The 26,410-nt window shown below is 59.0% G+C and carries 21 protein-coding genes and 3 pseudogenes; 7 read left to right on the forward strand and 17 right to left on the reverse strand.

Annotated features, from left to right (window positions below):
• Positions 1–83 precede the first annotated feature (83 nt).
• The 3 genes from RLEG4DRAFT_RS03755 to RLEG4DRAFT_RS03765 all read right to left on the reverse strand — a co-directional run bounded on the left by RLEG4DRAFT_RS03755 (position 84) and on the right by RLEG4DRAFT_RS03765 (position 1,740).
• A complete protein-coding gene (locus RLEG4DRAFT_RS03755) occupies positions 84–278 on the reverse strand; it encodes a hypothetical protein (protein WP_051040877.1) in 195 nt (64 codons plus the stop codon).
• A gap of 265 nt (positions 279–543) precedes the next feature.
• Positions 544–741 carry a hypothetical protein gene (locus RLEG4DRAFT_RS38375; RefSeq protein ID WP_003575312.1) on the reverse strand — a complete coding sequence of 66 codons (198 nt, stop codon included), beginning with the start codon at positions 739–741 and terminating at the stop codon, positions 544–546.
• A gap of 63 nt (positions 742–804) precedes the next feature.
• Positions 805–1,740, reverse strand: a complete 936-nt coding sequence (locus RLEG4DRAFT_RS03765) for an NmrA family NAD(P)-binding protein (RefSeq protein WP_003575315.1) — start codon at positions 1,738–1,740, stop codon at positions 805–807.
• A gap of 74 nt (positions 1,741–1,814) precedes the next feature.
• Here RLEG4DRAFT_RS03765 and RLEG4DRAFT_RS03770 point away from each other — a divergent pair, with 74 nt between their 5' ends.
• The 4 genes from RLEG4DRAFT_RS03770 to RLEG4DRAFT_RS03785 all read left to right on the forward strand — a co-directional run bounded on the left by RLEG4DRAFT_RS03770 (position 1,815) and on the right by RLEG4DRAFT_RS03785 (position 4,470).
• Entirely contained in the window at positions 1,815–2,642 is an 828-nt protein-coding gene (locus tag RLEG4DRAFT_RS03770; protein ID WP_003575317.1) for an AraC family transcriptional regulator, read from the forward strand.
• 145 nt (positions 2,643–2,787) lie between these two features.
• On the forward strand, positions 2,788–3,105 hold the full coding sequence (locus RLEG4DRAFT_RS39920) for a hypothetical protein (protein WP_037093198.1): 318 nt from the start codon (positions 2,788–2,790) through the stop codon (positions 3,103–3,105).
• Between the two features lie 491 nt (positions 3,106–3,596).
• Entirely contained in the window at positions 3,597–4,172 is a 576-nt protein-coding gene (locus RLEG4DRAFT_RS03780; RefSeq protein ID WP_003575322.1) for a response regulator, read from the forward strand.
• A 103-nt stretch (positions 4,173–4,275) separates the two neighbouring features.
• A complete protein-coding gene (locus RLEG4DRAFT_RS03785) occupies positions 4,276–4,470 on the forward strand; it encodes a general stress protein (protein WP_003575325.1) in 195 nt (64 codons plus the stop codon).
• 178 nt (positions 4,471–4,648) lie between these two features.
• Here the strand turns inward: RLEG4DRAFT_RS03785 and RLEG4DRAFT_RS03790 are convergent, their stop codons facing one another.
• The 6 genes and pseudogenes from RLEG4DRAFT_RS03790 to RLEG4DRAFT_RS03815 all read right to left on the reverse strand — a co-directional run bounded on the left by RLEG4DRAFT_RS03790 (position 4,649) and on the right by RLEG4DRAFT_RS03815 (position 15,389).
• On the reverse strand, positions 4,649–4,864 hold the full coding sequence (locus RLEG4DRAFT_RS03790; protein WP_003575327.1) for a hypothetical protein: 216 nt from the start codon (positions 4,862–4,864) through the stop codon (positions 4,649–4,651).
• Between the two features lie 259 nt (positions 4,865–5,123).
• On the reverse strand, positions 5,124–5,750 hold the full coding sequence (locus RLEG4DRAFT_RS03795; RefSeq protein WP_003575329.1) for a response regulator transcription factor: 627 nt from the start codon (positions 5,748–5,750) through the stop codon (positions 5,124–5,126).
• 51 nt (positions 5,751–5,801) lie between these two features.
• Positions 5,802–11,750: an AAA family ATPase gene (locus tag RLEG4DRAFT_RS03800; protein ID WP_003575332.1), complete on the reverse strand. Its 5,949-nt coding sequence runs from the start codon at positions 11,748–11,750 to the stop codon at positions 5,802–5,804.
• Positions 11,751–12,477: 727 nt separating this feature from the next.
• Positions 12,478–12,675: pseudogene (locus RLEG4DRAFT_RS39675) on the reverse strand (4-hydroxyphenylacetate 3-hydroxylase C-terminal domain-containing protein); the annotation flags it as partial.
• Between the two features lie 758 nt (positions 12,676–13,433).
• Positions 13,434–14,197 (reverse strand): IS5 family transposase gene (locus RLEG4DRAFT_RS38395; RefSeq protein ID WP_088941446.1). Its coding sequence is split into 2 segments (ribosomal slippage): positions 13,434–13,867 and positions 13,867–14,197, totalling 765 coding nucleotides; the frame shifts between segments, so codons are not numbered across the junction.
• A 205-nt stretch (positions 14,198–14,402) separates the two neighbouring features.
• Positions 14,403–15,389, reverse strand: a complete 987-nt coding sequence (locus RLEG4DRAFT_RS03815) for an AraC family transcriptional regulator (RefSeq protein ID WP_003575337.1) — start codon at positions 15,387–15,389, stop codon at positions 14,403–14,405.
• A 153-nt stretch (positions 15,390–15,542) separates the two neighbouring features.
• On the opposite strand from RLEG4DRAFT_RS03815, the pseudogene RLEG4DRAFT_RS42310 reads away from it, so the two are divergent.
• Both RLEG4DRAFT_RS42310 and RLEG4DRAFT_RS03825 read left to right on the forward strand, forming a co-directional pair.
• Positions 15,543–16,285 (forward strand): annotated as a pseudogene (locus tag RLEG4DRAFT_RS42310) (alpha/beta hydrolase).
• Between the two features lie 177 nt (positions 16,286–16,462).
• Positions 16,463–17,674 carry an MFS transporter gene (locus tag RLEG4DRAFT_RS03825; protein WP_171898178.1) on the forward strand — a complete coding sequence of 404 codons (1,212 nt, stop codon included), beginning with the start codon at positions 16,463–16,465 and terminating at the stop codon, positions 17,672–17,674.
• A gap of 393 nt (positions 17,675–18,067) precedes the next feature.
• Here the strand turns inward: RLEG4DRAFT_RS03825 and RLEG4DRAFT_RS03835 are convergent, their stop codons facing one another.
• Both RLEG4DRAFT_RS03835 and RLEG4DRAFT_RS03840 read right to left on the reverse strand, forming a co-directional pair.
• Complete coding sequence (locus RLEG4DRAFT_RS03835) at positions 18,068–18,427, reverse strand: response regulator (RefSeq protein ID WP_003575344.1); 360 nt, start codon at positions 18,425–18,427, stop codon at positions 18,068–18,070.
• Positions 18,424–20,610 (reverse strand): PAS domain-containing sensor histidine kinase, encoded by a 2,187-nt coding sequence (locus tag RLEG4DRAFT_RS03840; protein WP_003575346.1) that lies wholly within the window; start codon positions 20,608–20,610, stop codon positions 18,424–18,426. The genes RLEG4DRAFT_RS03835 and RLEG4DRAFT_RS03840 overlap by 4 nt, the downstream gene beginning before the upstream one ends.
• A gap of 280 nt (positions 20,611–20,890) precedes the next feature.
• Between RLEG4DRAFT_RS03840 and RLEG4DRAFT_RS39925 the strand changes: the two are divergent.
• A pseudogene (locus RLEG4DRAFT_RS39925) lies at positions 20,891–21,423 on the forward strand (EAL domain-containing protein); the annotation flags it as partial.
• 8 nt (positions 21,424–21,431) lie between these two features.
• Here RLEG4DRAFT_RS39925 and RLEG4DRAFT_RS03850 read toward each other — a convergent pair.
• The 6 genes from RLEG4DRAFT_RS03850 to RLEG4DRAFT_RS03875 form a co-directional block, all read right to left on the reverse strand.
• Complete coding sequence (locus RLEG4DRAFT_RS03850) at positions 21,432–21,743, reverse strand: PRC-barrel domain-containing protein (RefSeq protein WP_003575348.1); 312 nt, start codon at positions 21,741–21,743, stop codon at positions 21,432–21,434.
• 2 nt (positions 21,744–21,745) lie between these two features.
• Complete coding sequence (locus RLEG4DRAFT_RS03855) at positions 21,746–22,105, reverse strand: hypothetical protein (protein ID WP_003575349.1); 360 nt, start codon at positions 22,103–22,105, stop codon at positions 21,746–21,748.
• Position 22,106: 1 nt separating this feature from the next.
• Positions 22,107–23,324 carry an Nramp family divalent metal transporter gene (locus RLEG4DRAFT_RS03860; protein ID WP_003575350.1) on the reverse strand — a complete coding sequence of 406 codons (1,218 nt, stop codon included), beginning with the start codon at positions 23,322–23,324 and terminating at the stop codon, positions 22,107–22,109.
• A complete protein-coding gene (locus tag RLEG4DRAFT_RS03865; protein ID WP_003575351.1) occupies positions 23,321–23,863 on the reverse strand; it encodes a hypothetical protein in 543 nt (180 codons plus the stop codon). Before RLEG4DRAFT_RS03865 ends, RLEG4DRAFT_RS03860 begins: the two co-directional genes overlap by 4 nt.
• Before the next feature lie 399 nt (positions 23,864–24,262).
• Complete coding sequence (locus tag RLEG4DRAFT_RS59840) at positions 24,263–24,676, reverse strand: LysR substrate-binding domain-containing protein (RefSeq protein ID WP_085061877.1); 414 nt, start codon at positions 24,674–24,676, stop codon at positions 24,263–24,265.
• Between the two features lie 285 nt (positions 24,677–24,961).
• Entirely contained in the window at positions 24,962–25,258 is a 297-nt protein-coding gene (locus RLEG4DRAFT_RS03875) for a DUF982 domain-containing protein (RefSeq protein ID WP_003575353.1), read from the reverse strand.
• Between the last annotated feature and the right edge of the window lie 1,152 nt (positions 25,259–26,410).

A 26,410-nucleotide genomic window follows, 5' to 3' on the forward strand; every position in this document is an offset into this window, starting at 1 on the left:
CAGATTACGTGCCATTCGGATCTCGTCGGCGATGTCAGGCTAGATAATCGGCGCCCATATCCTATGGTGGCCGGTGATGGGTTTCAGGGCCAATAGGAGGCGTCCTCGTCGGCACAGTCTTCAGGGCTTAAGCCTTCTGCATGGAGCGATAGCCAGTAAGCCCGCGCAACGGTCCGCGCATATTCAGAGGGTTCCTTGCCAAACGGCAAACCTTTTTCGGCCGAGAGCTCCCAAATCCGTTTTGTGAAAAGGACGGTGAATTCGTCTTCGTCCAGCATCTGCAAAAAACACGACCTCCGCAGCCCCCCTTGTTGAGGATGGCGCAGAGTGCAGGGGGTGGCAGGGGCCCGGCCCTCTGCGCGATCGGCAGTACATAACAGTCGATGAGTGACGATAGTTCCGGTACGACAAAAAAGGCCCCGCGAGGTGAACTGACCCCCGAAAGTTGGACATCAACCTTCGGGGGTCAGTTCAGAGGTCGCGGGGCGAGTGAGCGTGCATGGAAAGGGGACGAGAGCTGCGAGAAGTGGGGCTAGCCCGTCCTCACGCGCCAGACGTGACGACGCGGGAAAAGTCCGGGGCCGCAACGGTGACGTTGATGTACCAATCCGGAGCAAGGCGCGCCGCCGCCGAGATCCCGCCCAGGAAGGCGGGATCCGTGTCGATCGGCACACCACGTGCTTTCGCGCGATCGATTGCACGCTGCGCGATGGCTCTCCGGGTCTCGGGATCTGTGCTCATGCTGTTTCGCCTCGCATTCCCGATGCGCGGCGAGCTCTATCAGGCGGCGATCTAACTCAGCGGCTATCCTTGTAAACTCCACGTTAGGAAGGTCTCTGGTTTGACGCCATCCGTCCGCGCCTTCTCGATCAATGGTCTGAGGGTGTCCCTGACGAATCCTTCCATTGTCGTGGGCAGCGCCGGACGATCATCGTGGAACTTTATACGCCCATCGTTGAGAGCAGCCGAGGTGTTCTTATCATAGACCCACCGATCAAGCGTTCCGAACCTCTCCCGGAACACCGTTTCAACCTCGCGATCGCTCGGATCGACGGAGCGATAATCCACCTCCCTACCGAGTGCCCGGCCGATCATCGCGGCGATCTCGGGCATCGTGTAATCGATGCCCAGCTGCTTCACCGACCGGTGCTGGTCGATCGGCGTGTCGAACTCGTTCGCGGCGATATCCGCGATATCCTCAATGGCAATCCAAGGAGCTTTGACGTTGGGGTCAAGCGTCCAACCGATCCTATCGTGCTGCGCGATCGAGTCGACCCACCTGGACAGGTCCTCCATGAACCAGCCACCCTGCAGGTGCACCAGATTGATGCCGCGTAACCGGTTGAGGATCTGATCCAGGATATGAAAGCCCTGGAAATGGCCGGTGTTTCCGCTGAGCTCGGATCCCATTGCCGTCAGGCTCACGGCCAGTTTCACCGGGGAATCCCGAAGTGCGTCAAAAAGCCGAAGCGCTACCGCAGGGTAGTGCCCATGAAAGTCCTCCGCCTCCCAAATGGTTTTGACCATCAGGAACGCGGCGTCAGCGTCTTCGAAGAATCTGCCAAGCTCACCATCACCTGTGTCGAAGCTGCCAAAGAACGGTTCTGCTCCTTTCGCGACAAGTGCATCGAGGGCGGGCCCTCCTCTCGAAAGAGCTTTGACTGAATGGCCTTTGGTCAAGAGGTTCTCGGTTAGTTTGACACCGATCCTGCCAGTCGCGCCAACCACAGCGATACGCATAGCTAATCTCCTAGAGTTGTTTGAACAAGATCCTAAAGGATTGCGCCGCGCGTCAAAATTGGAGATAATGCCATATGATCTCGAAATCAGGCCAATCGTCAAATAAGCTAGCTCCCTGCAGTACTGCTTGCGATCTGACCCTCTCGCATGGGCCGGCGATGGCAATCAGGATGGACTTCGCCGACTATGAAGCCGAGGGGCACCAGCACCAGCACCGGCAGGGTCAACTGATCTTGGCGCTACATGGCGCGGTGACCTGCACAGCGGAAAGTGGTGTCTGGATCGTTCCGCCAGACTGCGGACTTTGGGTACCCGGCGGCGTTCCGCACAGCAATCAGGTCACGTCCAATGCTCGTCTAACATACCTGTTTGTCGACCCCGGCGCGGCCATGCTTCCGGCTGAATGCTGCACGCTTGCGGTATCGCCGATGCTTCGGGAGATGATACACCGGGTAGCGGAACTGTCAGAAACTGATGCGCGTGACGCTCATGGTGACCGCCTCGTGCGGGTCATGCTCGATGAGCTCGCGCTGATGCCGCGTGAGAGGCTGGAGCTACCTGTATCTGATCATCCAAAGATCGCCTTGATCGCTGCGGCGCTTTTGGCAAACCCGAGCGACCGCCGTACCCTCGGCCAGTGGGCTGAGCATGTCGCCGTCAGTGAACGATCGTTGAAGAGGCTTATGGTCCAACAGACAGGGTTGAGCTTCGGCCGTTGGCGGCGCCAGCTACATCTAGTCATCGCTCTGCGTGAACTTGCCGGCGGTGCGACAGTCCAACAGGTGGCAGGCGAATTAGGGTACGAATCCACGACCGCCTTCATCGTCATGTTCAGGAAGGCGCTTGGGACCACGCCATCGCGCTACTTTGCCGATCGGCTTTTGAGCGCCGAGCGCGCGTGAGACGTTGCCATCCGACATACAGAAGGCGCTCCCCCCACGGGTCGAGCGCCTTTTTTTGTATTGGAGGCGCCCGCAAATTAGGAGCCGCATCTTGACCGCAACCGCTTTGCGGATGAGATCTGCGTAAAACACATTGCAGGAACACATGCCATTTTTTCTGGTGACGCAGACATCGCTGGTCGAAGCTCAAGATGAGCAAGAAGCCGCTCAAACGGGCGTCGACCGACTTCGCTCCGGAGGACAGGTCACCGTCGCGGTAAAATCGGATGAAACAACGATCACGCACGTCGTTGTCGCCGCGATGACCGAACAGCCGCTTCCGGTCTCGCCCTCCGGAACCATCAATCCATCGCCTGCTGCTGTTCCTATCCCCGAAGCTGCTTTTGCCGCACCGGAAAGCAGAAAACTGATCTTGAAGCGTATGCTCGCCGATGGTCTGGCCCTTCTGGGGCGGCGAACCTAGCCCCAAGTATCGCTGGCGCCAGCATTCTCTAGTCTTCGAGCGTCGGGCCGAATCTATAAGCGAAATTTGAAAATAGGAGGGGTCTTCCTTCATCGGCTGGCGAAGCCCCGGGGATGCACCATGATCGACATCTGCGTTTTGAAGCCATTGGCGAAAGCAATCGGCGCCCGGCGAGAGGCCCAGCGGCATCTCGATTGTCTGACCCGGCAGATTACGGCGCCCGCGGAAAGGCAGGCGACCAGGGCCCCCAATTCCTCTGAAAAAGGGCCTTGAGCGACATTGGGGAGACACGTCGATCCGCGATTTTCATTCGCCAGCATAGAGACCACCGCCGGCGAAGTTCGGTTACTGTCGACGGCTAAAAATCGTTCGCGCGAGGAACCCGTTTAAGTCTTTCGAAGTTTGGCGCGGGCGGCGAGACAGGAGAAACCGGCATGTGTTTCACAAATCAAGTCTCGCTGGAAACATTTTGATTAGAGGACCTAGGGACCATGACCGGCAACGCTGACGAATGGATAGCAACACGGGCTTATGCCTTGTGGGAATTGGCGGGCTGCCCGTTCGGGGCAGATGAAATGCATTGGCAGCAGGCTGTGCTGGAGCGGCGCCTCCTGGAGGAGACCAAGGCCTCTTCCGATGGGCAGGAAGTCATCAATCGCACGAGGGCCGACCCTTTGCAGGCCCAACGCGGTTCAAACGTTCTGGTCGTTGAGGACGAACCTATACTGCGCTACGATACGGTCGATTTTCTCGAGCGGGCTGGGCACCAGGTTCTTGAGGCTGCGAACGCGGACGAAGCTATGGTCTTCCTCAGACGGAACGACATCGACGCGCTATTCACCGATATCGATATGCCCGGTTCCATGGATGGCCTGGGCCTTGTCAAGAAAGTTAGGGCGGATTGGCCGTCCACCAAGGTGATTGTCACTTCCGGCCTTATCGCGCTGTCTCATGACGACCTCGAAACGGGCGTCGCCTTTATCTCAAAACCCGCATCGCGGTTGGAGTTGTTGAGGCTTATCGGGACGCGGCTCGATAACCTTCCGAGCGGACCAGCCGTCGTCTGAAGGCGTTCCAGTCGACTTTGTACGGTGTAAGACCAACAGGAAACCTTCTCGGATATTTGAGGTTCGCTTACCAGGGAATGATCCCTGAGTAAGGAGAAATAGAATGGCAAACCAAAGTGGAAACCAGTCCGGCGGCGATACGTCCAAGCGCGGCTTCGCATCGATGGATGATGAAAAGCAGAAGGACATCGCCAGCAAAGGCGGTCAGGCATCCGGCGGCAACTTCAAGAACGATCCGGAGCGTGCTTCCGAAGCCGGCAAAAAGGGCGGCGAAAACTCCAGTGGCGGCAATCGCTAATTAGCCTCAGTCGGCGACGTATGGGCCAATCTCAGGGGCCGGGCTCTGCCCGGCCCTTTCTAATATAGCAGCCGGTCGCAGTTTTCCGACAGCGAGGCACCTTTAGAGTGTCAGCGCCCTCTATCATCCCCTCGTCACAGCCTATGGGACGAGCGGTCGGCTAGATGCGATCGAAGAGTTACTGTCGTCTTCGATCGCGATGCTCCCTCTGGCCAGGCGCAAGGATAGCATTGGATTCTGCACGGTTCAGCATGTTGACCAATTCTTCGGCCTCATCGGCGGTAAGCATGTCCCTAACGAAGCCATCCACAAGTGCTTTCCGGTCTGAAATCGTATCGATTACCGTCCAGTAGATGTTGAGGTTCTTCTGCAGGGCGTATCTCTGATTTTGCATGGATGATACCCTTTCTCGGTCTTTCGTTACTCGCGTTGCGTCAACATCGATGAGCGTGCTGGATGCGCGGACCCGACGAGATCCTTGCACCGAGACGCGATAACGTCTTTCCTGTCTCTGCATGTTTTTTCAGCTGGTAAGAGGATAGAGCCGACGGCGTTCGGAACGTATTGCCGAAAGAGATAAGCGACCAGCCGAATTGGCGCCTTGACTATCCACCCGTGGCAGACGCCCGATACTTTGGTCTAGATACGTGAGCCTACCTGACCCACGCCGGCTTCGTCGTCAATCCGAGGCTGTCCGCCATCCGGACCAGGTCAACGAGAGATCTCGCCTGCATCTTCCGCATGACGTGGCCGCGATGAACCTTGACGGTCACCTCGCTCAGGCCCACTTCAGCAGCGATTTGCTTGTTGACGCTGCCCGCGACCACTAGGTGCATGATCTCGCGCTCGCGCGGCGTCAAGGAATTATAGCGGGACTGAAGCTCGGCAATGAGCGCGACTTCCTGCCTCCGAGCGCAATCGCGCTCGATTCCGGCATAGGCGGCATCGAGTAATTCCTGTTCGCGCAGCGGCTTCGTCAGGAATTCGATAGCGCCGGCTTTCATCGCCCGCACAGAGATCGGAATGTCGCTGTGGGCACTGATAAAGATGACCGGAAGCTCAATTCCAAGTGAAGTGAGCATGCTCTGAAATTCCAGGCCACTCCGCCCCGGCAGCCTTACATCGAGAATGAGGCAGCCCGGAACGTCAGGGCGCTTGCTATCCAAAAACTCCTGGCTGGAAGCGAATGTCAGTACCTCAAGTCCAACCGAGCGCAGGAGATCGCCGAGGCCTTCGCGGACAGATACGTCATCATCAATGATGTAGACAATCTCCTTCATCCATGTCCCCAAGTTTTACGCCGGTCAGGCGGCGCCCCGGACATGGATCCATTATTTCTCCTCGGTTGGTAATGTAAACTGAAAAATCGCACCGTGGGGCGCGTTTGGCGTGGCCCAGAGGTGGCCTTTGTGAGCCTCTATGATCGAACGACTGATCGTCAGGCCCATGCCCATACCCTTGGGTTTGGTACTGTAGAACGCCTCGAATATATCGCCGATCTTCGCCAGGTCGAGGATAGGACCGCTATCGCGGACTGCCACTAAAACGGTATTGGGTGCTGCCTTTTCAGTGCTTACAACGAGTTCGCGCGCTCCTTTTGGCATCGCCGCCATCGCGTCGTTGGCGTTCATGATAAGGTTCAGGATCACCTGCTGGATTTGCACTTGGTCCCCTACGATCGGGGGCAAGCCGTCGGAGAGGTTTGTACGAAGCGACACCGCACTGCGTTCGAGGTCCGTGGACACCAGCGCAATCGTCTCGGACACGATATCGTTGACGTTCAGCCTGTCCCTGCGTTCGGGTGATTTCTTCGCCATTGCCCGAATCCGGTCGATGACTTCAGATGCGCGAAAAGCGTCGCTGATCATGCGCTCGATGGCGCGACGGGCGGAGACGATGTCACGAGGGTCTGCGTCGAGATAGCGAAGGCAGGCATTGCCGCTGCTGACTAGCCCGGTGAGCGGCTGTCTGACCTCGTGGGCGATGGAGGCTACAAGTTCTCCCATAGTGGTCAGCCTGCTTACATGGGCAAGTTCTGCTCGCGCAAGCTGAATAGCATCCTCGGCTTGCCTGCGGTCGGTGATGTCACGCGCCAGCGAAAGTCGAAACCATTGCTCTTCCTGTCGGAATTTACCGACGCGAACCTCGACCGGAAACGTGGTTCCGTCCTTGCGCCGGTGGAGCGTTTCGAAAGACATTGGCTGTCCAGCGTCGACGCGATCCACCAATGTCGCAAGCGCCTTTTCGTCGATCGCTCCGTCAAAGACGCGCGGATGCATGCCAATCAATTCCTCCCGGCTGTAACCGAGGCTTTCACAGGCTTGGCGGTTGACGTCTATGACGGTCAGATCGTCGGTATGGAGGAAAAATGCATCGGTGGCATGGTCGACGAAGGTCCGAAAGCGAGTTTCGCTTGCCCGCAGCCTCTCCTCTGCTCGCTTGCTCTCGGACAGGTCGAGCACGAAGGCCACGGCCTGGCTCCCGGCCCCCTCGAAACTTGCCTCACCGATCATCACGGGTACGTGACCGCCGTCCTTTCGCCGGTACGCCTTTTCAAAGGGGCGGACGCTGCCGGTCACTCTCAGCTCGCTCTCGGCTTCGGCGTCACGCTCGCGCCATTCCGGCAGTGTCAGCTCTTTATCGAGCAGCTGACCCGCCAAGAGTTCGTCACGGTTGTAGCCCACCATTTGCAGGAACGCCTCGTTGGCCTCGATAATCCGACCGCCGATATCTCGGATAAAAATTCCGATGATGTTCGCTTCGACAAGCCGGCCTATTCGCGCTTCACGTTCTGCCAGGTCGCGGTAAAGTCCGGTGATTTCGAGCGTGCTGGCGGCTTGCGAGGCGATCAGCTTCAACACCGGTATGCGCCCCGGCGCGAAGACACGGCCCGCCAGAGTGTTTTCCAGATACAGCGCACCGATCAGCTTCGCGTGATTGATCAGTGGCAAACAGAGAATGGATCTGGCCGCGCGATGGCGGATATAGGGATCGGCCGCAAAGGCGTTTTCAGCCGACGCATCGTCGAGGCAGACGATTTCCCGCATACGCAGGACGTAATTGAGAACTGATTCCGGCATCACGCCGGCGATGGCCTCATTACGCAACTCTATGAGGACCGCTTCGCCGCGGATCGTCGCCTCAGCGGCAATCCGCGGTTCGCCGCCACGCGACAGGATCAGAAGGCCACGTTCGGCGCCCGCCTGCTCGACGGCCATTCGCAGGACCGCATCGATCAGCTTCTCGACGACGATTTCGCTGGAGACTGCTTGCGACACCTTGATGACGGTGGCAAGGTCGAGATGCTCGATCGGCGCTTCGATCGTGCTTGTTGCAGCCGGTGCCGATTGTCCATCCCGCAGTTGGGGATAGGCTTCTTCGAGCTGCCGCACCTTGCCGTCGGCTCCCCAACTGAGATAACAGCGACGGGCGTTTTGAAGATAGAGGCGAGCAATCTGGTCGAAGCCGCGCGCCCGATAAAAGGCGGAAGCGCGCTCATACGCGATCGCTTCATCGTGTGGGAGCGCGTGCGCATGCGCCAACTGGATCGCCTGTTCGTAGAGGCGCTCGGCATGCAACTCACGGCTTCCCAAGCGGGCGATCTCTGCGCCAAGCAATGATGCGCGGCTTGCGAAATTTTCCGGGCAGTGCGCGGCCCAAGTGTCGAGCTGCCGGTGGTGAGCGCGTATGGCCTTGCGATAAAGAGCTGTTTCAGTAGTCGATCCTGGCAAAGCAGAGGCCAATGAAAGGCCGGTGTAGAAGTGGTATTCCGCCCGCTCGAAAATAGCGGGAGTCATCCAGAGGAGGCTTTCTGCTTTCGCCGCTGCCGAAAGTGCTGTGAGGATATCCCCGGCAAATACACATGCCTGTAGCTTGCGGATCCAGTACAGGCAACTGCCCGGCTTGCCGTCGGTCTTAAGTTCGAATTGCTGCTCGTCGAACCTTTCATCGTTGAAGCATCCGAAGATTGGCGTCAGCCCGCGAAGCGTTCGGATGAGTTGGAGCTGCCCACTGATGAAACCAACGGCGACTCCGAAGCCGGCCTGACGCGCGAAGTCCAGGCCGGCTTCCGCGTCGCGCTGAACCTGCGAGAGGGGCTCGCCAGCGGCCAGAAGATACGTGACAAGGTTATTCCGGCTTAAGACGGCGTAGGTGAGATCGCCGACCTGCTGGGCCGTTTCGAATACGCGCTGCGCAAGTGCACGGCCGGTGCGGACATGACGCGACGACGATTTCGCAAGGTTACCGAAGGCGAGGTAGACTCGTGCCTTCAGGCGTTCCATTCCAGGCCGTTCCGTCAGGTCCAGTCCGAGCAGGCCGAAACGAAAACCGGCTTCATAGTTGGCAAAATAGGGCCCGAGCACCGTGCCCACAGCAGTGAAGGCATAAGGCGATGTGTCGCTGTTGCCGTGCTTGAGGCTGATGTTGCCCATTCGCCCGATAACGAGGCAGCGCAGATTCTCGTTGGTAAACAGGGCCGGAGTAACAAGTGAAGTCAGAACGTCCATAGTCGCGAGCGCGACCGGGTCCGCCATAGGGGGCGAGTTAAGCAGCGCTTCGATAGGGCGGCCCCCGAGTTGTCGCCAAAGCCGCGCGTATTCCTGGCGCACCTGGCTCCTGGTCGGGTGGGACGACCACGAAATGCCGACCCGGTGCAGGTAGTCGAGGCCGAATATGATGGCCTGATCGCTCCGACCCAGGCTCATGAAAAGGTCGACGCGCAGGCGCGTGACGCGGGCCAGATCGGCGAGGCTGGTGGCGCGGCTTGCCAATTCTGCGAGGCGGGCCTGCGCCTCCGCCAGTGCCCCGGTCAAGAATTCGCATTCGGCCCTGTGGAGTTCGAGGGCGAAAGCGAGTTCGTATCGGCGCTCCCAGGCATCGTTCGGTAGGTAAGCCGCACCCGTACCGGCATAGGCCAGCGCCGATTCGTATGCAGCCGATGCCTTGGCGCGGCGAGTGGCAATCAGGTTCAAGTCCGCGAGTCGCTCGCGCTCTTCACCGGGCGCGATGAGCGCGCCGCCGCAGTTGAGCTGGCCGACAATCTCGAAAATATTCTCCTCGAGTGCCTGCGGCGGCGTATGGATCAGCAGGAGGCGGCCAATCGAAAGATGCGCTGCCGCCCGCTCATCTTTAGGGATCAGCCCATACGCGGCCTCCTGAACACGATCGTGCAGGAAGCGGTATGATGACCCCTCTTCAAGCAGCACGAGTCCGGCCCGCGCCGCGGCCCAAAAGGCTGCATGAACCGCGTCGCGATTTTCGCTCCTGATCAGAGCCAGGGTATCAACCGACGCGTGATTGCCGAGACACGCTAGCATGTTCAAGGCAGCCTGCGTGGTATCGGGCAGGCGCCGCAGCTTGCTTAGCATAAGATCCACGACGTTATCGGTATAGCCTTTGGCTCCTATGCGATCGAGATCCCAATCCCAGTGCGTCTTTGCGCGATTGAATTCGAGCAGGCCTTCGTCCGGCAGCGTGCTCAGGAACTGGAGCGCGAAGAAGGGATTGCCTCCGCTCTTCTTGTGCACTAGCCGCGCAAGCGGCTGGACACGCTTGCTTCCGCAATGAAGAGCGTCGGCCAGCATCCGGGTCAGATCTTCCAGCCTAAGCGGTGTCAGTACGGTTTCATGCACTTGGCCACCGGCCTGCCGGATCGCTGTCAGCCGGCGGATCAGCGGATGGGTGGACGATACTTCGTTGTCGCGATAGGCGCCAATGAGCAGCAGGTGACGCATATCCTGCTGGGTGCACAAATCTTCAAGCAGATCGAGCGTTGCTGCGTCCAACCATTGGAGATCGTCTAGAAACAGCGTGAGCGGATGTTCTGCTGTTGCAAACACTCGCAGTAGGCGCCTGATGTTCAATTGGAAGCGGCGTTTGGCGTCCTGAGGCGGCAGGTCCGCAACCGCAGGAAGCCGGCCGATGAGAGATTCAAGTTCCGGAATAAGCGTTACCATCAGCCGACCGCTCGCGCCCAGTTCTTCGGTCAAAGCAGCGCGCCAGGGCGCGAGTTCCGCTTCACTCTTGCCCAGCAGCACTCGGACGAGGCCTTGCAGGGCCTGCGCTACGCTCGCATAAGGAATGTGACGGTGGTTCTGGTCGAATTTGCCGGAGGCAAACAGCCCACGCGCCGGCACGAGCGCGCCGTGGAGCTCATTCACAACCATGGATTTGCCCACGCCGGCATGACCCGAAACCAGCACCAGCGTCGGCCCAGCGCCCGCGACGACCCGGTCAAATGCGGAGGTTAGGGCGGCGATCTCGCGTTCGCGACCGTAGGGCCGCTCGGGAATCACCAGTCTGTCCGGCACATCGCGTGTCCCGAGCGGAAATTCTGCGATCCGCCCATATTTCTCGCTCTCGACGAGGGCACGTCGCAGATCCGCCTCTAGCCCGGCGGCCGTCTGGTAGCGTTCCTCTGCGTTCTTGGCGAGTAGCTTCATCACGATTGCCGAGATAACGCCTGGTAGCTCTCTTACACGCTCGGACGGCGGCACCGGTCGCCTGGCAACGTGGCAGTGCACCCATTCCATCGGCTCCGAGGCGGTGAAGGGCAACTGGCCGGTGATCATTTCGTAGAGCGTGATGCCGACGGCGTAGAGGTCACTACGCGAGTCCACCGACCGGTTCATGCGGCCCGTTTGTTCGGGCGCCATGTATGCGAGGCTGCCAGCAATGACCTCAGGGGGCTCGGCGGCCTGACGCTCACGAGAAAGATGCGACGCCACTCCGAAGCCCGTGAGGCGGACCCGCCCTTCCGCCTCGTGCGCCAGTATATTCGCCGGCTTGATGTCCCTGTGAATGAGGCCGCATCCGTGAGCCTTGCCGACTGCCGCCGCAATGTCCTTGGCAAGACGCAAAAAGACAGTGAGTTCGGCGGCCATGCCATGGCTATGCCGTTCCATCAACTGCGGGAGTGGCACGCCGCCGCAATCTTCGAGGACGAGCACGATACGACCATTTTCCGTTGTGAAATCCAGCGGTTTGGCTGCCCACTCCCGGTCGAGTTCGTCTTTCAGGCGATATTCGTGGGCCAGTCTATCGAGGCTGGTTCGACTGGGATGTTCGGCTGCAAGCTGCACCCTCAGAACGGCTTTTGATGCGCCGTTGACGCTCCGGATCAGCTCTCGTGTAAAGATGCGATCGCCGTCACTCCAGGAGGATTGTGGCTCGTCGTACCGAAGGTCAGTCGAAGTCTGCTGGCCGATGGAAGCGAAACCGCGCTTCCGTCCGAACATGTTCTTCCTGGTCTTCTGCGCATCTTTGACCGTGTCGTCCATGGCACACCGCTCGCTTCGATGCTGCCCGCATACCATCTGAGGTGCCGGCATCGCAGATCCAATCAAGCTTCACCGACTTTCCTCTCATGTCAACGAGCCTATGCTTCGGAATTGGCGCGGTCGCATCTCTGCGATCTTCCTCCGACGCAGGTTCCAGTGCATGTTGTCAAGGCCGTTCCGCGAAGAGGCAAAGCTGCTGCAATGCGGTTTCATGGTTTAAGAGGCGCCGCGCCGGCAGGGGTGAGGGTCTTACGGTCAAGCAAAACGCCGGCGCGGCAAGTCGGCCCGGGTTGGGAGGGCGTTTCTTTTTGGGCCGTTGCAACATTAACTCTGCGTGGAGTACCGTAGCTATTATGCCGAAGTATATTTGTTTAGCCGTTTCGCCCGATTTCCTAAACCAGACCAATTACGCCGGATGTATCAGGTCGCCCTTCTTTGTGCTGATCACCCGAATCGAGCATTCACTGCCGGCGGATACCATTCGAGGCTATCCGGCAGCGAGCGGCGCAACCTCTTTAAGTCTGCACGAAAGTCCGGCGAATTACCTCAACATAATCGAGCCGGCTGCAATGAGGGTCGGATCGCGCCACGGGCGATGCAGGAGAGTTTCAACTCTCAGAACGACGCTCGATCGCCGCCCTATGTTGATCCAACGCGGGCGAGATGATGGCAAGACAGTTCGATGAAGCCGAGCACAGCGCCAACGCCAGTTAGGGCTTTTGCACGTCGACATGGAGGTGCGGTAAGAAAGCGCCGCTTCCATGTCGGGCAGCACGGCGCCATTCGCCCATGGCTGCGGATTGTGGGCCATGGCATTGGAAGAGGACCAGAACATGGGCCGCAGCGCAATGACCTCGCCGAGTGCTGCCTGATTGCCGCGGAAGGCGTCGCCGCCGGTCGCCCGCAGCGCCTTTGCAAACAGCCCCCGCGATAAAGTCGGCCAGGTCAGCAGCCGGATCAAGGCATTTGTCCTTCACGTCATGTTGGATCGACCGGATAATCCGATACGCTTCAAGCGTCTCAAGAGATACGCTCCCTCTCAAGAGGGGAGCCGCGCAGAAGGGGTTGGAGAAGGAGTTGACCATTGCCCTCTGCGCGGCCCGAACCCCGTGGAGGGGGTAGATCGCGAAAAGCGCAGGGCAACGCTTTCCAACGATCCGAGTAGTTAACTACAATGGGAGGCGGCGGTTCCTGTACTGTGACGCACCAACCGTTTCGCCCTTAGGGGCGGTCGGGCTCGGTGGACCGCACGGCCGCTGCGAACAGGGGGTGCAGCAGCAGTATAAGAGACAGATCCATGCGGCCCGTGGGGTCAGTTCAGGTTGGCGGGGCTAGTTTGTTCAGACGGAAAGGCGGCTGCGCCATAGTTGCTGAGGAGCGGACCGAAGCGCATCCTTGCACCAAACCGCCGCCGCAACAAAAGTTCTGGCGCCGCGACTTTTCGCGTCAAAATCACCGGGGCTGCCGGCGGTAACGTGTTTCGGTTTCTTTTTGCAAGAGGAGCCGTCGCTCCTCCATAAATTTGCTGCAAAGTTCTAAAGAACCTGCGCCGCACGGTATGCCTAAATAATTGATAAGCATGTTCGACCAGGACGGTCGATTCCTATCAAAGGCAGGCATCGCTGCGTTCCGCTATGGGGCGGCCATTTTGATATCGAAGACTAGGCTGTGGTGACAAATTAACTATTTGAGCCACAGCATGATGCTTGCAAGCTTGATGAAACCGAGGAAATTGGCGGCGAGTTTGTCATAGCGTGTGGCGAGGCGTCGCCACTGTTTGAGCTTGGCGACGAAACTCTCGATGCCCCAGCGCTGCTTGTAGGCAATGCGATCATAGGCATGCTGGTGCTTTCGATGGCGTCGCGGCGGAATGACCGGTTCACCGCCCTGATCAAGGATGATGTCGTGCAGGCTGTCGGCATCATAGGCGCGGTCCGCGAGCACTTGTTTGGCTGGCAGTCCCCGAACGAGGTCGCAAGCCGGAGCCATGTCGTTCTGCTGCCCTGGGCCGAGATGGAAACGAACCGGCAGCCCGAGGGCATCTACTACAGCATGGATTTTGCTGCCAAATCCGCCACGAGAGCGGCCGAGAGCCTGGGCTTGCGGTCCCCCCTTTTGCGGCGTCCGCCAGCCGCTTGCGCCTGCGCTCGGATCACGGTGGCATCGATGGACAGCCATTCCATATCCGGCTCGGCAGCCACCGCTTCGAACACCTGGTCGAATACACCTTGATCGATCCAGCGGTAATAACGCCGTTTGACTGTCTGATACGGGCCGAAACGGTCCGCGGGCAGGTCGCGCCAACGTGCACCGGAGCGCGCCAGCCACAAGATCGCATCGAAGAACCGCCGTCCGTCGCTGCGTGGACCCCGCTTGCCTCTGCGACCACCCGGCACGAACGGCTTCAACCGTTCCCACTGATCATCCCTGAGAACTTCACCATCCATCGCTGAACTTCCAAAAGTCAGCGTTGAATCTGATTTGCTCCTCAAACGGAATCCCAACTCGTTAAATCGTCACCACAGCCTAGATCTTTGAAATACGGCTTTGCGCCCTTCAGTACTCACAGAAGCGGCTGCTCGAAAGCGGATTGCCGAGGCCGCATGCTTGCGCCAATAGCGGCCAATTGGGGAATTGGCACGAAGGGTTTTCTCAGCTTACCCGCGTCATGACAGGTGGAATTCCGAACTGTGCCTTGAAGGCGCGGCTGAACGCGGCCTCCGACTCATAACCGACGCGGCGGGCCACCTCGCTCACCCGTGCATCGGAGCGCCTGAGCATGTCGCTTGCCAGCAGCAGGCGCCAGCGGGTCTGGTAGTGGAGTGGCCCCGCCCCGACCAATGTCGAGAAGCGCTCGGCGAAATTTGATCGCGACATCCCTGCTATGGCGGCCAGTTCTGCCACGAGTCTGCGACGGAAAGGCTCGTCGTGAATGGCTTTCAGCGCCCGGCTGATGCGGGCATCCGCAAGTGCAGCGAGCCAGCCCTTTTCCTCCGGTGGCGCGGTTCGGACCCAGATGCGCATCGCGCGGATGACGAGTACATCGATGAGCCGCGAGATCATGATTGCCGCGCCCGGATGTGGCGCCTGGGCCTCGGAAAGAAGCGAGTTGGCCAGGACCTTGAGCCATTCTTGGTCCTCTCCTTTGGTCGATCCCTGAATATGGATCACCGAGGGAAGAACGGCGAGCATCGAGGGCATATTGTCGCCCTCGAAGCGAAAGGCGCCGGTCACCAGGCGGGTGACGGGCCCATTGCCTTCGAGGCGGATCGAAAGGCTGTCGTCGCGCAACTGCGCCTCCAGCAGCTTACGAGCCTCAATTGGCTTCACACCCGGCGTGCCGATCGCATGCCCCGTTCCTTGGAGCATGACGAGCAGGTCGCCGGCCACGGCATGAACCGCCTTTCCATCGCTCGCCGTGAGCCAGAGTTCGCCTTCCGAGACGACATGGAAATAACCTGAACCGTTGCCGAGCCTCAGCCCCCATGGCGCATGGAGCTCCGCCGAGAAAATGAGTTCGCCGCGCAGGCGAATGAGCGTGAGGATCTGTGACAGAAAGTCCGCCCGCGACGCCATCATCGGGAATTGGCTTTCGGACGCCAGAGCAAGAGATTGAGAGACGTGATCATGGCCGGTCATGCGGGCTGCCTCTATGTTGTAGTCATCGCTTGAAGCGAAAATGCAATCAAAACCAGACGATACGGAGAGTTTCAGTCCACGGTGCCGCATCCGGCACCGCGGGAATTGATATTGCCGGTCGTCCAGAACTTAGCACAACATATGGAGATGGAAATGAAAACTATTCTGTCAACGCTCATGCTCAGCGCCGCTGTTCTCGGTGCCGCTCCCGTCCTCGCACAGCCGACGAAGAACATCGTCCTCGTCCACGGCGCGTTTGCAAGCGAGACCAGTTGGGACAAGGTCGCCGCCATCCTGGGCGCCAAGGGCTATCATGTCATACAGGTCGCCAACCCGCTCACTTCGCTCCCGACGACGTCGCCGCCACCAAGGCCGCGCTCGATGCCCAGGACGGCCCGACCGTGCTGGTCGCCCATTCCTGGGGTGGCGTGGTGATCGGCGAGGCCGGTGACGTCGCAAAGGTCAAGTCGCTGGTCTACGTGTCGGCTTTCGGCCCGGACAGGGGTGAATCGCTTAGGAAGCTGCTGGCCGCCCGCCAGCCGAGCGAAGGTGCCAAGGCCATCCGCCCGAACGACAAGGGCGGCCTGATCGTCGATCCCGCCGCCTTCGCGAACGCCTTCGCCGGCGATCTTCCCCAGGCCGAAGCCGAGGCGCTGGCTGAGAAGCAGTTGCCATCGAACCCCGCCAATTTCGAGGCCGTGGCGCAAGTGGCCGCCTGGCACCATAAGCCGAACTTCTATGTCGTGACGACTAATGACCTCACCATCCCGGCCGACGCCCAGCGCTTCTTCGCCGGCCGCATGAAAGCCGAAGTCACCGAGATCGCCGCCAGCCATGCCGGACTGATCTCGAAGGCAGAGGGCGTCGCCGGGGTGATCGAGGAGGCGGCGCGCTGAGCCTCGGTTGGCCGTCTCTGACATGCTGTCGCGCTACCTCTGAATTTCTTTCAAGTTGTGAGAACGCGGCCTGGCTACTGCGACCAGGCCGGACGTGACATCCATGTCCTCGAGCAACACGCCGGTATGAGTTCCACCAACGAATTCACCCATTCCGTTCCCAAAAGGACCACCGAAATGTCCATCACCTCAGAAACTCGCGGCTTCGTTCCCGCCACATCCGATACCACCGCCCGTTCCCAGAAGCTGACGCTGCTCGCGCTCGCGCTTGGCAGCTTCTCGATCGGCACGTCGGAGTTTGCCAGCATGGGTATCATCCAGCTGTTCTCCGACAGCCTTGGCATCAGCATTCCCGATGCGACCAACGCGATTACGGGTTACGCCTTCGGCGTCGTCCTCGGCGCGCCGCTGGTTACGCTCGCCGCCGCCCGGCTCAACCGTCGCATGCTTCTGCTCTTGCTCATGGGCCTGTTCATCGCCGGCAATGTGCTTTCGGCCATAGCCTCCAACCTAGGGTTCCTGATGCTGGTGCGCTTCATAAGCGGCCTACCTCAAGGTGCTTATTTCGGCGCCGGCGCCGTGGTCGCATCCTACATCGTCGGACCCGGACAGGCAGGCAAGGCTTTCGCCATCGTCATGAGCGGCCTGACGGTCGCAACCATCGTCGGCTCGCCGCTTGCCACCTTCCTCGGTCAGACCATTGGCTGGCGCGAAACCTATCTCGCAGTCGCAGCCTTCTCGCTGCTCGCCTTCGGTGCCATCTGGCATTGGGTGCCGCGCACCAAGGCGCTTGACGGTGTCCCGGTCATCCAGGAGCTGTCGTCGCTCCGCAAGGGCTCGGTCTGGGGCGTCATGCTCGTTGCCGCCCTCGGTGTCGCCAGCATCTTCGCGGTCTACAGTTTCATCGCGCCCATGGTCACCGACACCGTCCGCCTGGCCCCGGAAATGATCCCGGTCGCTCTGACCCTGTTCGGCATCGGCATGACGGTTGGCAATGTCTATGGCGGCAAGCTCGCCGACCTCCATCAGGCTCGTGGCATCGCCATCGGCTTCGGCAGCGCGCTGCTGATCATGGCCGTCCTGGCCGTCGGCGGTGCCAATCCCTGGATCTTCTTCCCGTCCATGTTCGGTGTGGGCGCCGCAATGATGGCGGCGATCCCGACCATTCAGGTTCGCTTGACCAACTTCGCTCCGGAAGCTCCGAGCCTGATGGGCGCGATGAACCTCGCCTCGCTCAATGTCGCCAATGCCGTTGGCGCTGCGGCGGGTGGTGCCACGATCGCGGCGGGTTACGGCCTCCTCGCGGCCGTCTGGGCCGGCTTCGCCCTCACGCTGGCAGGTTTGATAATCTTTGGGCTCACGATGATGCAGAAGGCGAGGGCCGCCTAGGCGGCCCTCAAGCTCGTAGGAGGACGGTGTCTGCCCTCGAACTGATCCCGGCTTTTGGTGGCCTGTCGCTTCAGAACTCAACCGAATAGTAGAAAGCAAAGGCAAGGAACCGAGACGGACGGGTTGATCCGCTCGGCAAGGGGGTGGAAGTCAAGAGCCGGTCGCCGCCGTCGTTGGAGAAGCAATTACCGGCGGCGCCTTTTCACTTCATCCTGACTTGGGCCACTGCCATGGCACGCTCGATAAGATGCGCCACTACTTCGAGGTGCCTCTTGCAAGCTCGACAGAGCCCGAGGATATCGCCAGTCCACCTGACCGCCCGCTCAATATAGGTCGTGATGATTGCGTGATGCGGTTCATGTCCGCTGGCGACGCATCCAGTTACCGCCCGCATCAGAGCTTCAATGCGGCCTCAATTGTTTCCTGTAGATCTTTCTTGGAAAAAGGCTTGCCAATCAGCGGCTGATGAGCAAATTCATCCGGCAATCCGCTCAGTCCGTATCCGGTGCTGAATATGAACGGGATCTGACGTTTGCGGAGGATTTCCGCGATTGAAAAGCTGGACTCACCGGCAAGGTTGACGTCCAGCACTGCAAGATCAACGGCCGCATCGGCCACGATCGTCCGTGCATCGGCAAGCCGCGATACGGATGCGACCACGTCGAAACCGAGATCCTCCAGCATGTCCTCGATCATCAGAGCCACCAGACCCTCGTCCTCGACAACGAGAACCTTCATTCCGGAAACGTTCATGCCTTCACCTGCCCAACCGGAATCGAGATGAGGCAGGATACGCCGGTTGGCTCAAAGGAAAGGTCAAACTCACCACCGAGGTCCCGCTCAATAGAGCGTTCCATCAGGCGAGTTCCGAAACCTCGTCGGGTTGGCGGCCTGACAGGCGGCCCATCCTGCTCATGCCACTCAAGGACCAGCGTTGATTGAGCCCCGGCCTCATCTTGGAGCCGCCAGGACAGAGAGAGCGCGCCCGCCTCGGACGACAGCGCCCCATATTTGATCGCATTCGTGGCGAGCTCATTCAAAGTCATTGTAAGGCTGAGTGCCGCCCGCGGGTCCAAAGCAGCAGGAGGCCCGTCGAACTTGATGCGCCAGGCCGCTTCGCCGGCGAGCGGTACCAGCACCTCCCGGATGAGAGAATCCAGGGGAGCGTCCTGCCAGTGCCGCTTGGTCAAAAGATCGTGGGCTCGAGAAAGAGACAACAGTCGATCTTCGAAGCGGTGCAGGAAGTCATCCAGATCCTCAGCGTGCCTTGCCGATTGTCTCGACAGCGACTGCACCGTCGCTAGTGTATTCTTAACGCGATGATTGAGCTCATCGATAAGAGTCTTCTGTCTGCTTTCTGCTTGTTTGCGCTCCGTGATGTCGACGAGCATGTTTATGGCTCCGACGAGGTGGCCATTGGCGTCGTGAAGTGGCGTAGGGTACGGTATAAAGGGAACGCGACTGCCATCTGGCCGTTCGGCGATCGCTTCCGCGCCTCGAACAGGGCGATCTTCCTTTAGTGCCACCGCCATCGGACATTGGTCATGCGGAAGCGGGGTGCCGTCGAGATTGAACAGACGCCAGGTAACACACCACATGTCGCCCGCCTGTGGCGTTCGCCCCGACATCTCAACAGCTGCCTTGTTATAGAATGTAATCCGTCCTGTCGCGTCGGTCGTATATACCGCGGCCGGTAGCGCCTCGAGCAAATCGCGCATGTGCTGCTCGCTTGCGCGTATCTGGTCCTCCATCTGCTTCGCGACCGTGACATCCTGAATCACCCGCACGCCGTAGCGGAAGCTCCCGGTGTCATCCCGTACCGACGAGCTATGGATGTCGAGATAGACAATGCTCCCATCCGGTCTTGTGGCCCGCTTGCGCAGCGCATAGTTGTCGAGTTCTCCGGCAATTTGACGTGTGTAGAGCGCGGCATCCTGCTCACGGTCGTCATCGTGGGTGTAATCGCAGAAGGTCATGCTGAGCAGCTCTTGGCGGGAACGTCCGAGCATCTGGCATAGCGCGTCGTTCACCCGGAGAAGGCGCCCCACGGAGTCAGATTCTGCAATTCCGATCGTCGCAGCTTCATAGGTCGCCGCCAGGCGGTCCTCGCTGTCGCGACGTGCACTCTCGGCTTCGTGGAGATCGGTCACGTCGGTCGTGAAGCAGCGCGTGTTGATGAACGTTCCATCTTCAAACCGGCTGTTGGACGTGATCAGCACATGCTTGAAAGAGCCGTCCTTAGCGCGAAGGCGCGCAGGATAGCGGTCGAGCCTTTCACCGCATGACAACTTATGCAGAATATCGCCTATGACCGGCGCATCCGCATGAAATTCCGCGATATGCCGTCCGACATATTCCTCGGCGGTATAACCGAGAAGAGCCAGCTCTGCCTTGTTTGCACGTTGAATGATGCCGTCGCCACCGACAATGTGGAGACCGATCGCGCTGTTCTCGAAGAAATCCTCGAGGTCTGCGTTCCTTCGGCCAACCTCCTCCTCGATGGCCTTGCTCGCGGAGATGTCCTGAAAGCAATTTATCCCCCCTTGAATCGTACCGTTGTGGTGTTTCAGGGGGCGGATGTTCACCAGGGCGACAAAGCGCGATCCATCTGGCCGTTCGATGACGACTTCTGCATTGCGTGTCTCTCTTCCCTCAAATACAGCCGTCGCCATCGGGCAGTCTTCGTGCGCCAGTGGCGTGCCGTCCGGCATGAAAAGAGCATGGGACCCGCAGAAACGATCGCGCCTTTCTTCGAGCCGCGGCGTCCTTCCCCAGAGTTCGGCGGCCTGTTTGTTATAACGGACGAGCCAGCCATCGTGATCGCAGAGATAGACGGCGCCTGGAATAGCGTCGAGCACGCTCGGCGCCGCCGCGACAAGCGCGTCATATTCGCTCAACTTGCGGGGTGTGAGCGGGAATTCCTCGATATTGGACATCGGCGACCTTTGCGCTTGTGATCTTCTCGTCGCGGTCGGAGCGGTTGAGGTTTCACCAGCGGAATAGGATCTCTTCCGCCCCATCCATCAATCTGCCGAGCCAAAGGCAACGCGCCTAAACGTGTAGCTCCGGGATTTGTTTCATTTTAAGGCGAAGTTTCTACCGGCGTCTGGTGCCGCAACGTCCATTTGAACTCGTCGCAGCGCCCGAGACGTCGATGCGGAGGAGCTTGATCCGGCCGGCCAATTCAGCCAGATGCGCAGACGCGCCAGCCCTGGGCTGTCCGTGAATGTCTCGCCATTGCAACTCTGCAATCCCGATTTCGCTGCCGATGTTCTTCGGTTTGTTCGCGACGAAGGGTTTGATCCGATGACGCTCACCTTGGAGATTACCGAGGGTTCTGATGTCGCATTCCGAGCAGGCGAGGCGTTCGATTGATGCGCTGAAGGCTTTGCTCTCTATGACTTCGCTTGTGGTCACGCGAGTATCGGGACATTGCGACGGTCCGGGTTCGACAGCTTGAACGTGATTAGTAAGGATCGGCCGCCAATTGGCTGAGCCTTCACCCAACCGACGACCGATCCTTACTCATCACGCATTCGACACATCTCTCGTTGTGGCGGTGGATAAGGGAGGCGGGGGCTCGCCGTTCTGAGAGCAACGGTTGCGCTTGCCAGTGCGCTGGGCATACCCGTAACTGCCGAGGGCATCGAATTTCATCATCAGGAAGACGCCCGCGTGCTGCTGCTGCGACCAGCTTCAGGGATATGCTCGGGCGCCCCATGCGTGCAGGGGGCGTGCGGCATCTATAGAGGTGGCTTCAGTTGAGCGTCTGCAGGGTAGTCTCGCGGCAAGTCACTCGCAAATGCTCGAGATCCCGCATATCGAGCTTGTCCCATGGAACCGCTTTTTTGCTGCCGGATCTTGCCGCCCCTATCGCGGTCAGTACTGCACGACCGATGGCAAGGGCCGACAGCCGCTCAAAGAGGCTGTAGGCGCCAAGGTGATATTCGACGACATAGAGATCCGCGCCGCGTGCTTCAGCCTTAACCTCTTCCAACCGGCCAACGGCCTTGCCTTCAAGGTCGTAGACCTGTTTTCCGAGCAGTAGTTCGAGCCGAACCTCGTTCATGGTTATCCTCCCGGGATCCGCGTGATCACGTGGCGCTTCAGCCAATCCTGACACTGTTCCAATGGCGTCTCGCGACGATCCACGTTCACTTCGATGTCAATCGCAACGTTTCTGACTTTTTCCCAGGGCACGCGAAAAGCCGTGGCATTATCATCTGCGCCAGCCGTTCGGTAAAGCCAACGCAGGAAGCGATGCGACCGGTAGCCCAGCCGTCGCGACAGCGTCAGACTCCCCATTTCAATGAACGCGACTTTGGGAGCGTCGCCGTCAGAAAGGCTGAGGACGAGGCCATCTGCCTTGCCGATACGATTTTGCTCCTTGTCGACCATTTGCTTGTCCAGGACGTCGCGGATCAAAAGCATATCATCCTCCAAATATCTGCAGGGGAAGGGTTATCAGGGCGACTATGAACGACAGGCCGATAATGACTAGCACGGCGGTATTGCTGATCCATCCATTACGGTGCTTTCCAACAAAATTGCGATCGTTCATCAAAAACAGAAACGGAATGACGCCGAAGGGCAAGGCCAACGCGGTGATCGCCATCGAAAAAATCGTCAGTTGCAGGGGATCGACGCCAATCGCGATCGGCAGGACTGCGATACCGATGAAGCCTGTATAGACAAGGGCGAATGCCGGATCGGTTCGGGGCTTGGCATCTTCCGACCAATTCCAACCAAAACCCTGGGCGGCCAGGTAGGCCTGGCCAAGGCTTGCTTCGAGCGCGGCGCCGAAGCAACTGATTCCGAGCGAAGCCGCGAAAAGGTAAAAACCCCATTTGCCCAATGCTGGGGTCAATATCGGCGCAATCTGGTCATATCCTTGGATGTCGGTGATGCCGCGCGGCGGAAAGACGAGTGCCGCCACAATCAGGATTGACGCTGCAATGACGGCGCCGAAGCTCATCCCCACCGTCGCGATTACGCGATTGGCGCCAAGGAAGCTCTTATCCCACTTTTCCTCGATCGCGCCCGACGAGTAAAACAAGAACAGGAACGGGGCTATCACGGCTCCTAGAATGCTGACGGCAATGAAACCGTAGTGCAGCGGCTCTTTGTCCGGCAGCGTCGGCACCAGTCCTTTTGCCACCTCCAGCCAGGGTGGGCCCATGACAAACACACCTACCACGAAACATACTGCCACCAAGCCCAGGAGGGCTACACCATCTTCGATCATGCCGAATGTGCCCTTCCAGAGCAGAAGCCATACGGTCAAGGCTACCGGCAAGGCCCACCACTGAAAGCCGACACCGCTGACAAATTGCAGTGCTAGAGCAATACCGCCAATCTCTGACGCGAGGACGAGCAGATTGACGATCGAAATGATCAATAAAGTGACCAGGAAGTAATTCGCTCCGAAACGTTCCCTCATCCCATCGGCGACGGTGTGATGGCTGGCGATGGCAAATCGCCCCGACATTTCAATCAGGAATATAAGACATACAGTGCCGATGACAATGGGCCAAAGCAGGCTGAACCCATAGGCCGCTCCAGCCTGGCTCGACGTTGCGATCTGACCGGTTTCGATAAATCCCCCGACGCTGGTGACTATCCCCAGCGATATCTGAAGCAGCTTTTTCATCCCCCTGCACCAGAGAGCATAAGCTGCTCGGCCTCGTAGCGGTGAAGCTCGACAAGATTTTGATGGCCCTCTTCGAAACGCCCATGTCCGATCTCGTCGTGCGCCGTGGCGATCAATCCATTGAGCCTGACAACAGCCGCTCTCGCTTGGTCATACCTCGAGGTTTGCGGCAACTGCGATGAAAGATGCAAGATCTCCCTATGGCATCGTTGCACGGCAAGATCGGTGAAACCTTCTGGAACACGTCCCCCAAGGCGGGCCTCCAGGATCATCTCGGCGCTGGCGCTCCACACGAGGATTTCCTGCAGTTGTTTGTGAGACTGCTCATCCTCGTTCGAGCAGGAGGCGAGGGACAGCAATAGAACCGCAGATAAGGCTCTATTCGACCACCGCGGACTTCGCTTTACCGTTCTTGCTGGAAAGATGCGAACATGACCTTGGCCTGCATGTGCTGTATCGCCAGGCAGTGCGACGTTGCGAGAAGTCGGCGCTCGCCTGTCGTGGGTAGAGGAGGTGCGCGCCGGAAAACTCTTGGTCAAGATGCGCTCCTTGCGAAGAATGCGCCGAACTGACGGTTTGGGTTCCCAATCAACCGTTTACCGATCAGATTGGTTCCGCCCCGATGCGAGAACACTTGGCGGTCATCCGAGGCCGGCGGCCCGAAGATCAGCTACCAACTGCTGCTGATCTCCAACGATGCCAGAGCCGACACGGCCTTATCGCGAATTTTTCCAGCGCTGAGGACGTGAGAGGCTAGCCACCGGGTCGGCCGCTCTGTCCGGCAGAATGTTTGAGCCCGTGATCCCGCGGACCAACTCCAAAAAAAGCCTGAACCTTTGATGGAGGAGGCTTGACGATACGCGTAGGGCGGAAACGTCTCGTCGGACCAAGCGGAGAGGAGCGGCACGCCAAGGCAAGCGCTGACCAGCGATCCGGTGTCATTGACCACAAGGGATCCGTCGGCGGCGACGGGGATGCCTAGCCGGACCGCGCTGAAACTCCCATTCGTAAGGGCGCTGCGTGACTTGATTGCGGATCAAAAGGCAGCGGTGCCCGTTTCGGAGATCCTTCGGCTCTTCAGGCTTGCCATGGCGAGCGAGGTAGGACGGCGAGGCGCAGGTCACAACGCGCGCCCTGAACAGCAGCCGCGCCTTCAGTGACGAGGATTCCGGCTCGCAGAACCGGACGACAACGTCGAAGCCGTCCCGGCGAGGTCGCCCATTCGATCCCGCAGGCCGACATCGACGAGCGACTCGGGAAACCGCTCCAGGAATTCGCCTATACTTGGCGACAGCAGGTGATGCGTCGGCGAAGGGGGAAATCAGGTCGCCGCATAGTCGCAGCGCACAAATCGAGTAGCAAAAGACAGATAGATTGAACCCGGCAACTTACTCATAAACTTCACCCACAGTGTTTCGCGCATTGGCAATATCCACTGAATTGCTGATGGGATGATAAGCCGCTGGGATGCGGCGAGCGAAACCAGGCTCACCATCCTTCGGCCATTACGGTCGCGAGACTTCAAAATCCAAGTTCACCTGTCAATGTGCGAGCTGCGCACCGTTTACTGTGGTGCTAACACCTCAGAATAGCTTACCGCGGTGCGGCGCGATTGCCTCGGGCGGGGCTTGTTTTTGTCAGCCCGCCATCTTCATTTCCGCCATGTCGTCGGGGAGGACATGCATTCCCGCCGCACGGGCCGCCTTTACGAAGGCGTCGCGGGCGATCTCAGGATCCAGATAGAGTTCCATCGCGTCGAGCGACGTCGCAAGCGCCCGATGAAACTCGGGGGATTGCTTGCCGCCGGATGGCCAGCTCACGCTGAGCAGAAGCACCGCGAGTTCGTCGACGGTGTGTGCCTGGCGGTAGCGCGCGAGACCTTCGATCTCGACATGGAGCGGACGGATAGGAACCTTGATCTGAGAGTTGTTCATGACACGAGACCCTCCTGACCTACACCGAAAGCCTGAACATTGATTCGGTTCCGTGACGGCCGGCTCACAGCGACAGGCATTCCTCCCAGATGCCATACGAGTCCTAGTCCATGGCAGCGGCCTGGCCTCAATATGCGCCGATCGACATCGGGCACTCACGTCGTGGACCCACCTTGTCAACGCCTAGACCTGTCGGACGGGTCGGCCTATTCGAGAACGCCCCGGTTCCGTTCCTCGTCGCTGCGACGGTTGCCCGTCCCGATGAGATGACGTTCGGTCGTGCGAAAGCCCTTCGGGGTCGAGACACCTAGCGCCATTTAGCGGAAGCCGGAATCCTCGCCCGAAGCAGCGAATGAACAATTTTAAGGGAAACAATATCCGGCATTTTTATGGTCGATTATGGCCGCCCAACGTACAGGAGACTCATTGCTTAGGGTTTAGCAAGCGATCGCTGGGCGGCCAAACGAACAATACCAAATATTGATGCAAATTGTAGTTATAATTTCAACGCTTAAGCTGATTTTGTTCCTTATACGGGTATCGTAGCTTTCGACTTTTAGCTTATCTTAATATATATGTCGAAACAAATGCTTGTAAAAGTATTATTTATTGAATATATTGACAGAACTTGCGTGACTGGTCGTTGCAACGTCGCGATGGGTTGGGCCAAAAATAGAAAACACCCCTTTTCCTATCCCCGCTCTCGCGGGGTTTTCTTCTTCAAGCCTAAAAGGTCGGTCATCAATGTTCTCGGCCGCCGAGTGTGTTGTCACGAAGTCGTGTTGCTAGTGTCTGGTGATTGAACGATCCTGGCGGAAGTGGAGGGCGAGCAACCCCCGATGACATGGTGGTCATACTGGAGCAGGGTCCGCCCAACGACGAATCCGATATGGTCGGACGCGCCGAGGACGACGAATGAATCATGATCGGTCATTTCCGCTGCTCCAATGGCCAGACTTCGACGATCCCGTGCGCAACGGCGCATGGAGTCCTTGAGACGAGTTCTATCGCATCCCGGAGGCTGTCGGCTTCGATAAGCGCGAACCCGGCAACCGGCAGGGATGACTCTAAAAAGGGTCCGTGCGTCGTCTCGACCCACCGGAGAGCCCCTTTCATCTTCAACTTCTCATCATGGGTATGGGCTTCGTTGCG

This window comes from Rhizobium leguminosarum bv. trifolii WSM2297, from assembly GCF_000271845.1.

What these genes read in the sequence shown, in the direction of transcription:
- RLEG4DRAFT_RS03755 (WP_051040877.1), bottom strand. Translation starts at nt 278, where the DNA reads ATGCTGGACGAAGACGAATTCACCGTCCTTTTCACAAAACGGATTTGG.
- RLEG4DRAFT_RS38375 (WP_003575312.1), bottom strand. Translation starts at nt 741, where the DNA reads ATGAGCACAGATCCCGAGACCCGGAGAGCCATCGCGCAGCGTGCAATC.
- RLEG4DRAFT_RS03765 (WP_003575315.1), bottom strand. Translation starts at nt 1,740, where the DNA reads ATGCGTATCGCTGTGGTTGGCGCGACTGGCAGGATCGGTGTCAAACTA.
- RLEG4DRAFT_RS03770 (WP_003575317.1), top strand. Translation starts at nt 1,815, where the DNA reads ATGATCTCGAAATCAGGCCAATCGTCAAATAAGCTAGCTCCCTGCAGT.
- RLEG4DRAFT_RS39920 (WP_037093198.1), top strand. Translation starts at nt 2,788, where the DNA reads ATGCCATTTTTTCTGGTGACGCAGACATCGCTGGTCGAAGCTCAAGAT.
- RLEG4DRAFT_RS03780 (WP_003575322.1), top strand. Translation starts at nt 3,597, where the DNA reads ATGACCGGCAACGCTGACGAATGGATAGCAACACGGGCTTATGCCTTG.
- RLEG4DRAFT_RS03785 (WP_003575325.1), top strand. Translation starts at nt 4,276, where the DNA reads ATGGCAAACCAAAGTGGAAACCAGTCCGGCGGCGATACGTCCAAGCGC.
- RLEG4DRAFT_RS03790 (WP_003575327.1), bottom strand. Translation starts at nt 4,864, where the DNA reads ATGCAAAATCAGAGATACGCCCTGCAGAAGAACCTCAACATCTACTGG.
- RLEG4DRAFT_RS03795 (WP_003575329.1), bottom strand. Translation starts at nt 5,750, where the DNA reads ATGAAGGAGATTGTCTACATCATTGATGATGACGTATCTGTCCGCGAA.
- RLEG4DRAFT_RS03800 (WP_003575332.1), bottom strand. Translation starts at nt 11,750, where the DNA reads ATGGACGACACGGTCAAAGATGCGCAGAAGACCAGGAAGAACATGTTC.
- RLEG4DRAFT_RS03815 (WP_003575337.1), bottom strand. Translation starts at nt 15,389, where the DNA reads ATGACCGGCCATGATCACGTCTCTCAATCTCTTGCTCTGGCGTCCGAA.
- RLEG4DRAFT_RS03825 (WP_171898178.1), top strand. Translation starts at nt 16,463, where the DNA reads ATGTCCATCACCTCAGAAACTCGCGGCTTCGTTCCCGCCACATCCGAT.
- RLEG4DRAFT_RS03835 (WP_003575344.1), bottom strand. Translation starts at nt 18,427, where the DNA reads ATGAACGTTTCCGGAATGAAGGTTCTCGTTGTCGAGGACGAGGGTCTG.
- RLEG4DRAFT_RS03840 (WP_003575346.1), bottom strand. Translation starts at nt 20,610, where the DNA reads ATGTCCAATATCGAGGAATTCCCGCTCACACCCCGCAAGTTGAGCGAA.
- RLEG4DRAFT_RS03850 (WP_003575348.1), bottom strand. Translation starts at nt 21,743, where the DNA reads ATGAACGAGGTTCGGCTCGAACTACTGCTCGGAAAACAGGTCTACGAC.
- RLEG4DRAFT_RS03855 (WP_003575349.1), bottom strand. Translation starts at nt 22,105, where the DNA reads ATGCTTTTGATCCGCGACGTCCTGGACAAGCAAATGGTCGACAAGGAG.
- RLEG4DRAFT_RS03860 (WP_003575350.1), bottom strand. Translation starts at nt 23,324, where the DNA reads ATGAAAAAGCTGCTTCAGATATCGCTGGGGATAGTCACCAGCGTCGGG.
- RLEG4DRAFT_RS03875 (WP_003575353.1), bottom strand. Translation starts at nt 25,258, where the DNA reads ATGAACAACTCTCAGATCAAGGTTCCTATCCGTCCGCTCCATGTCGAG.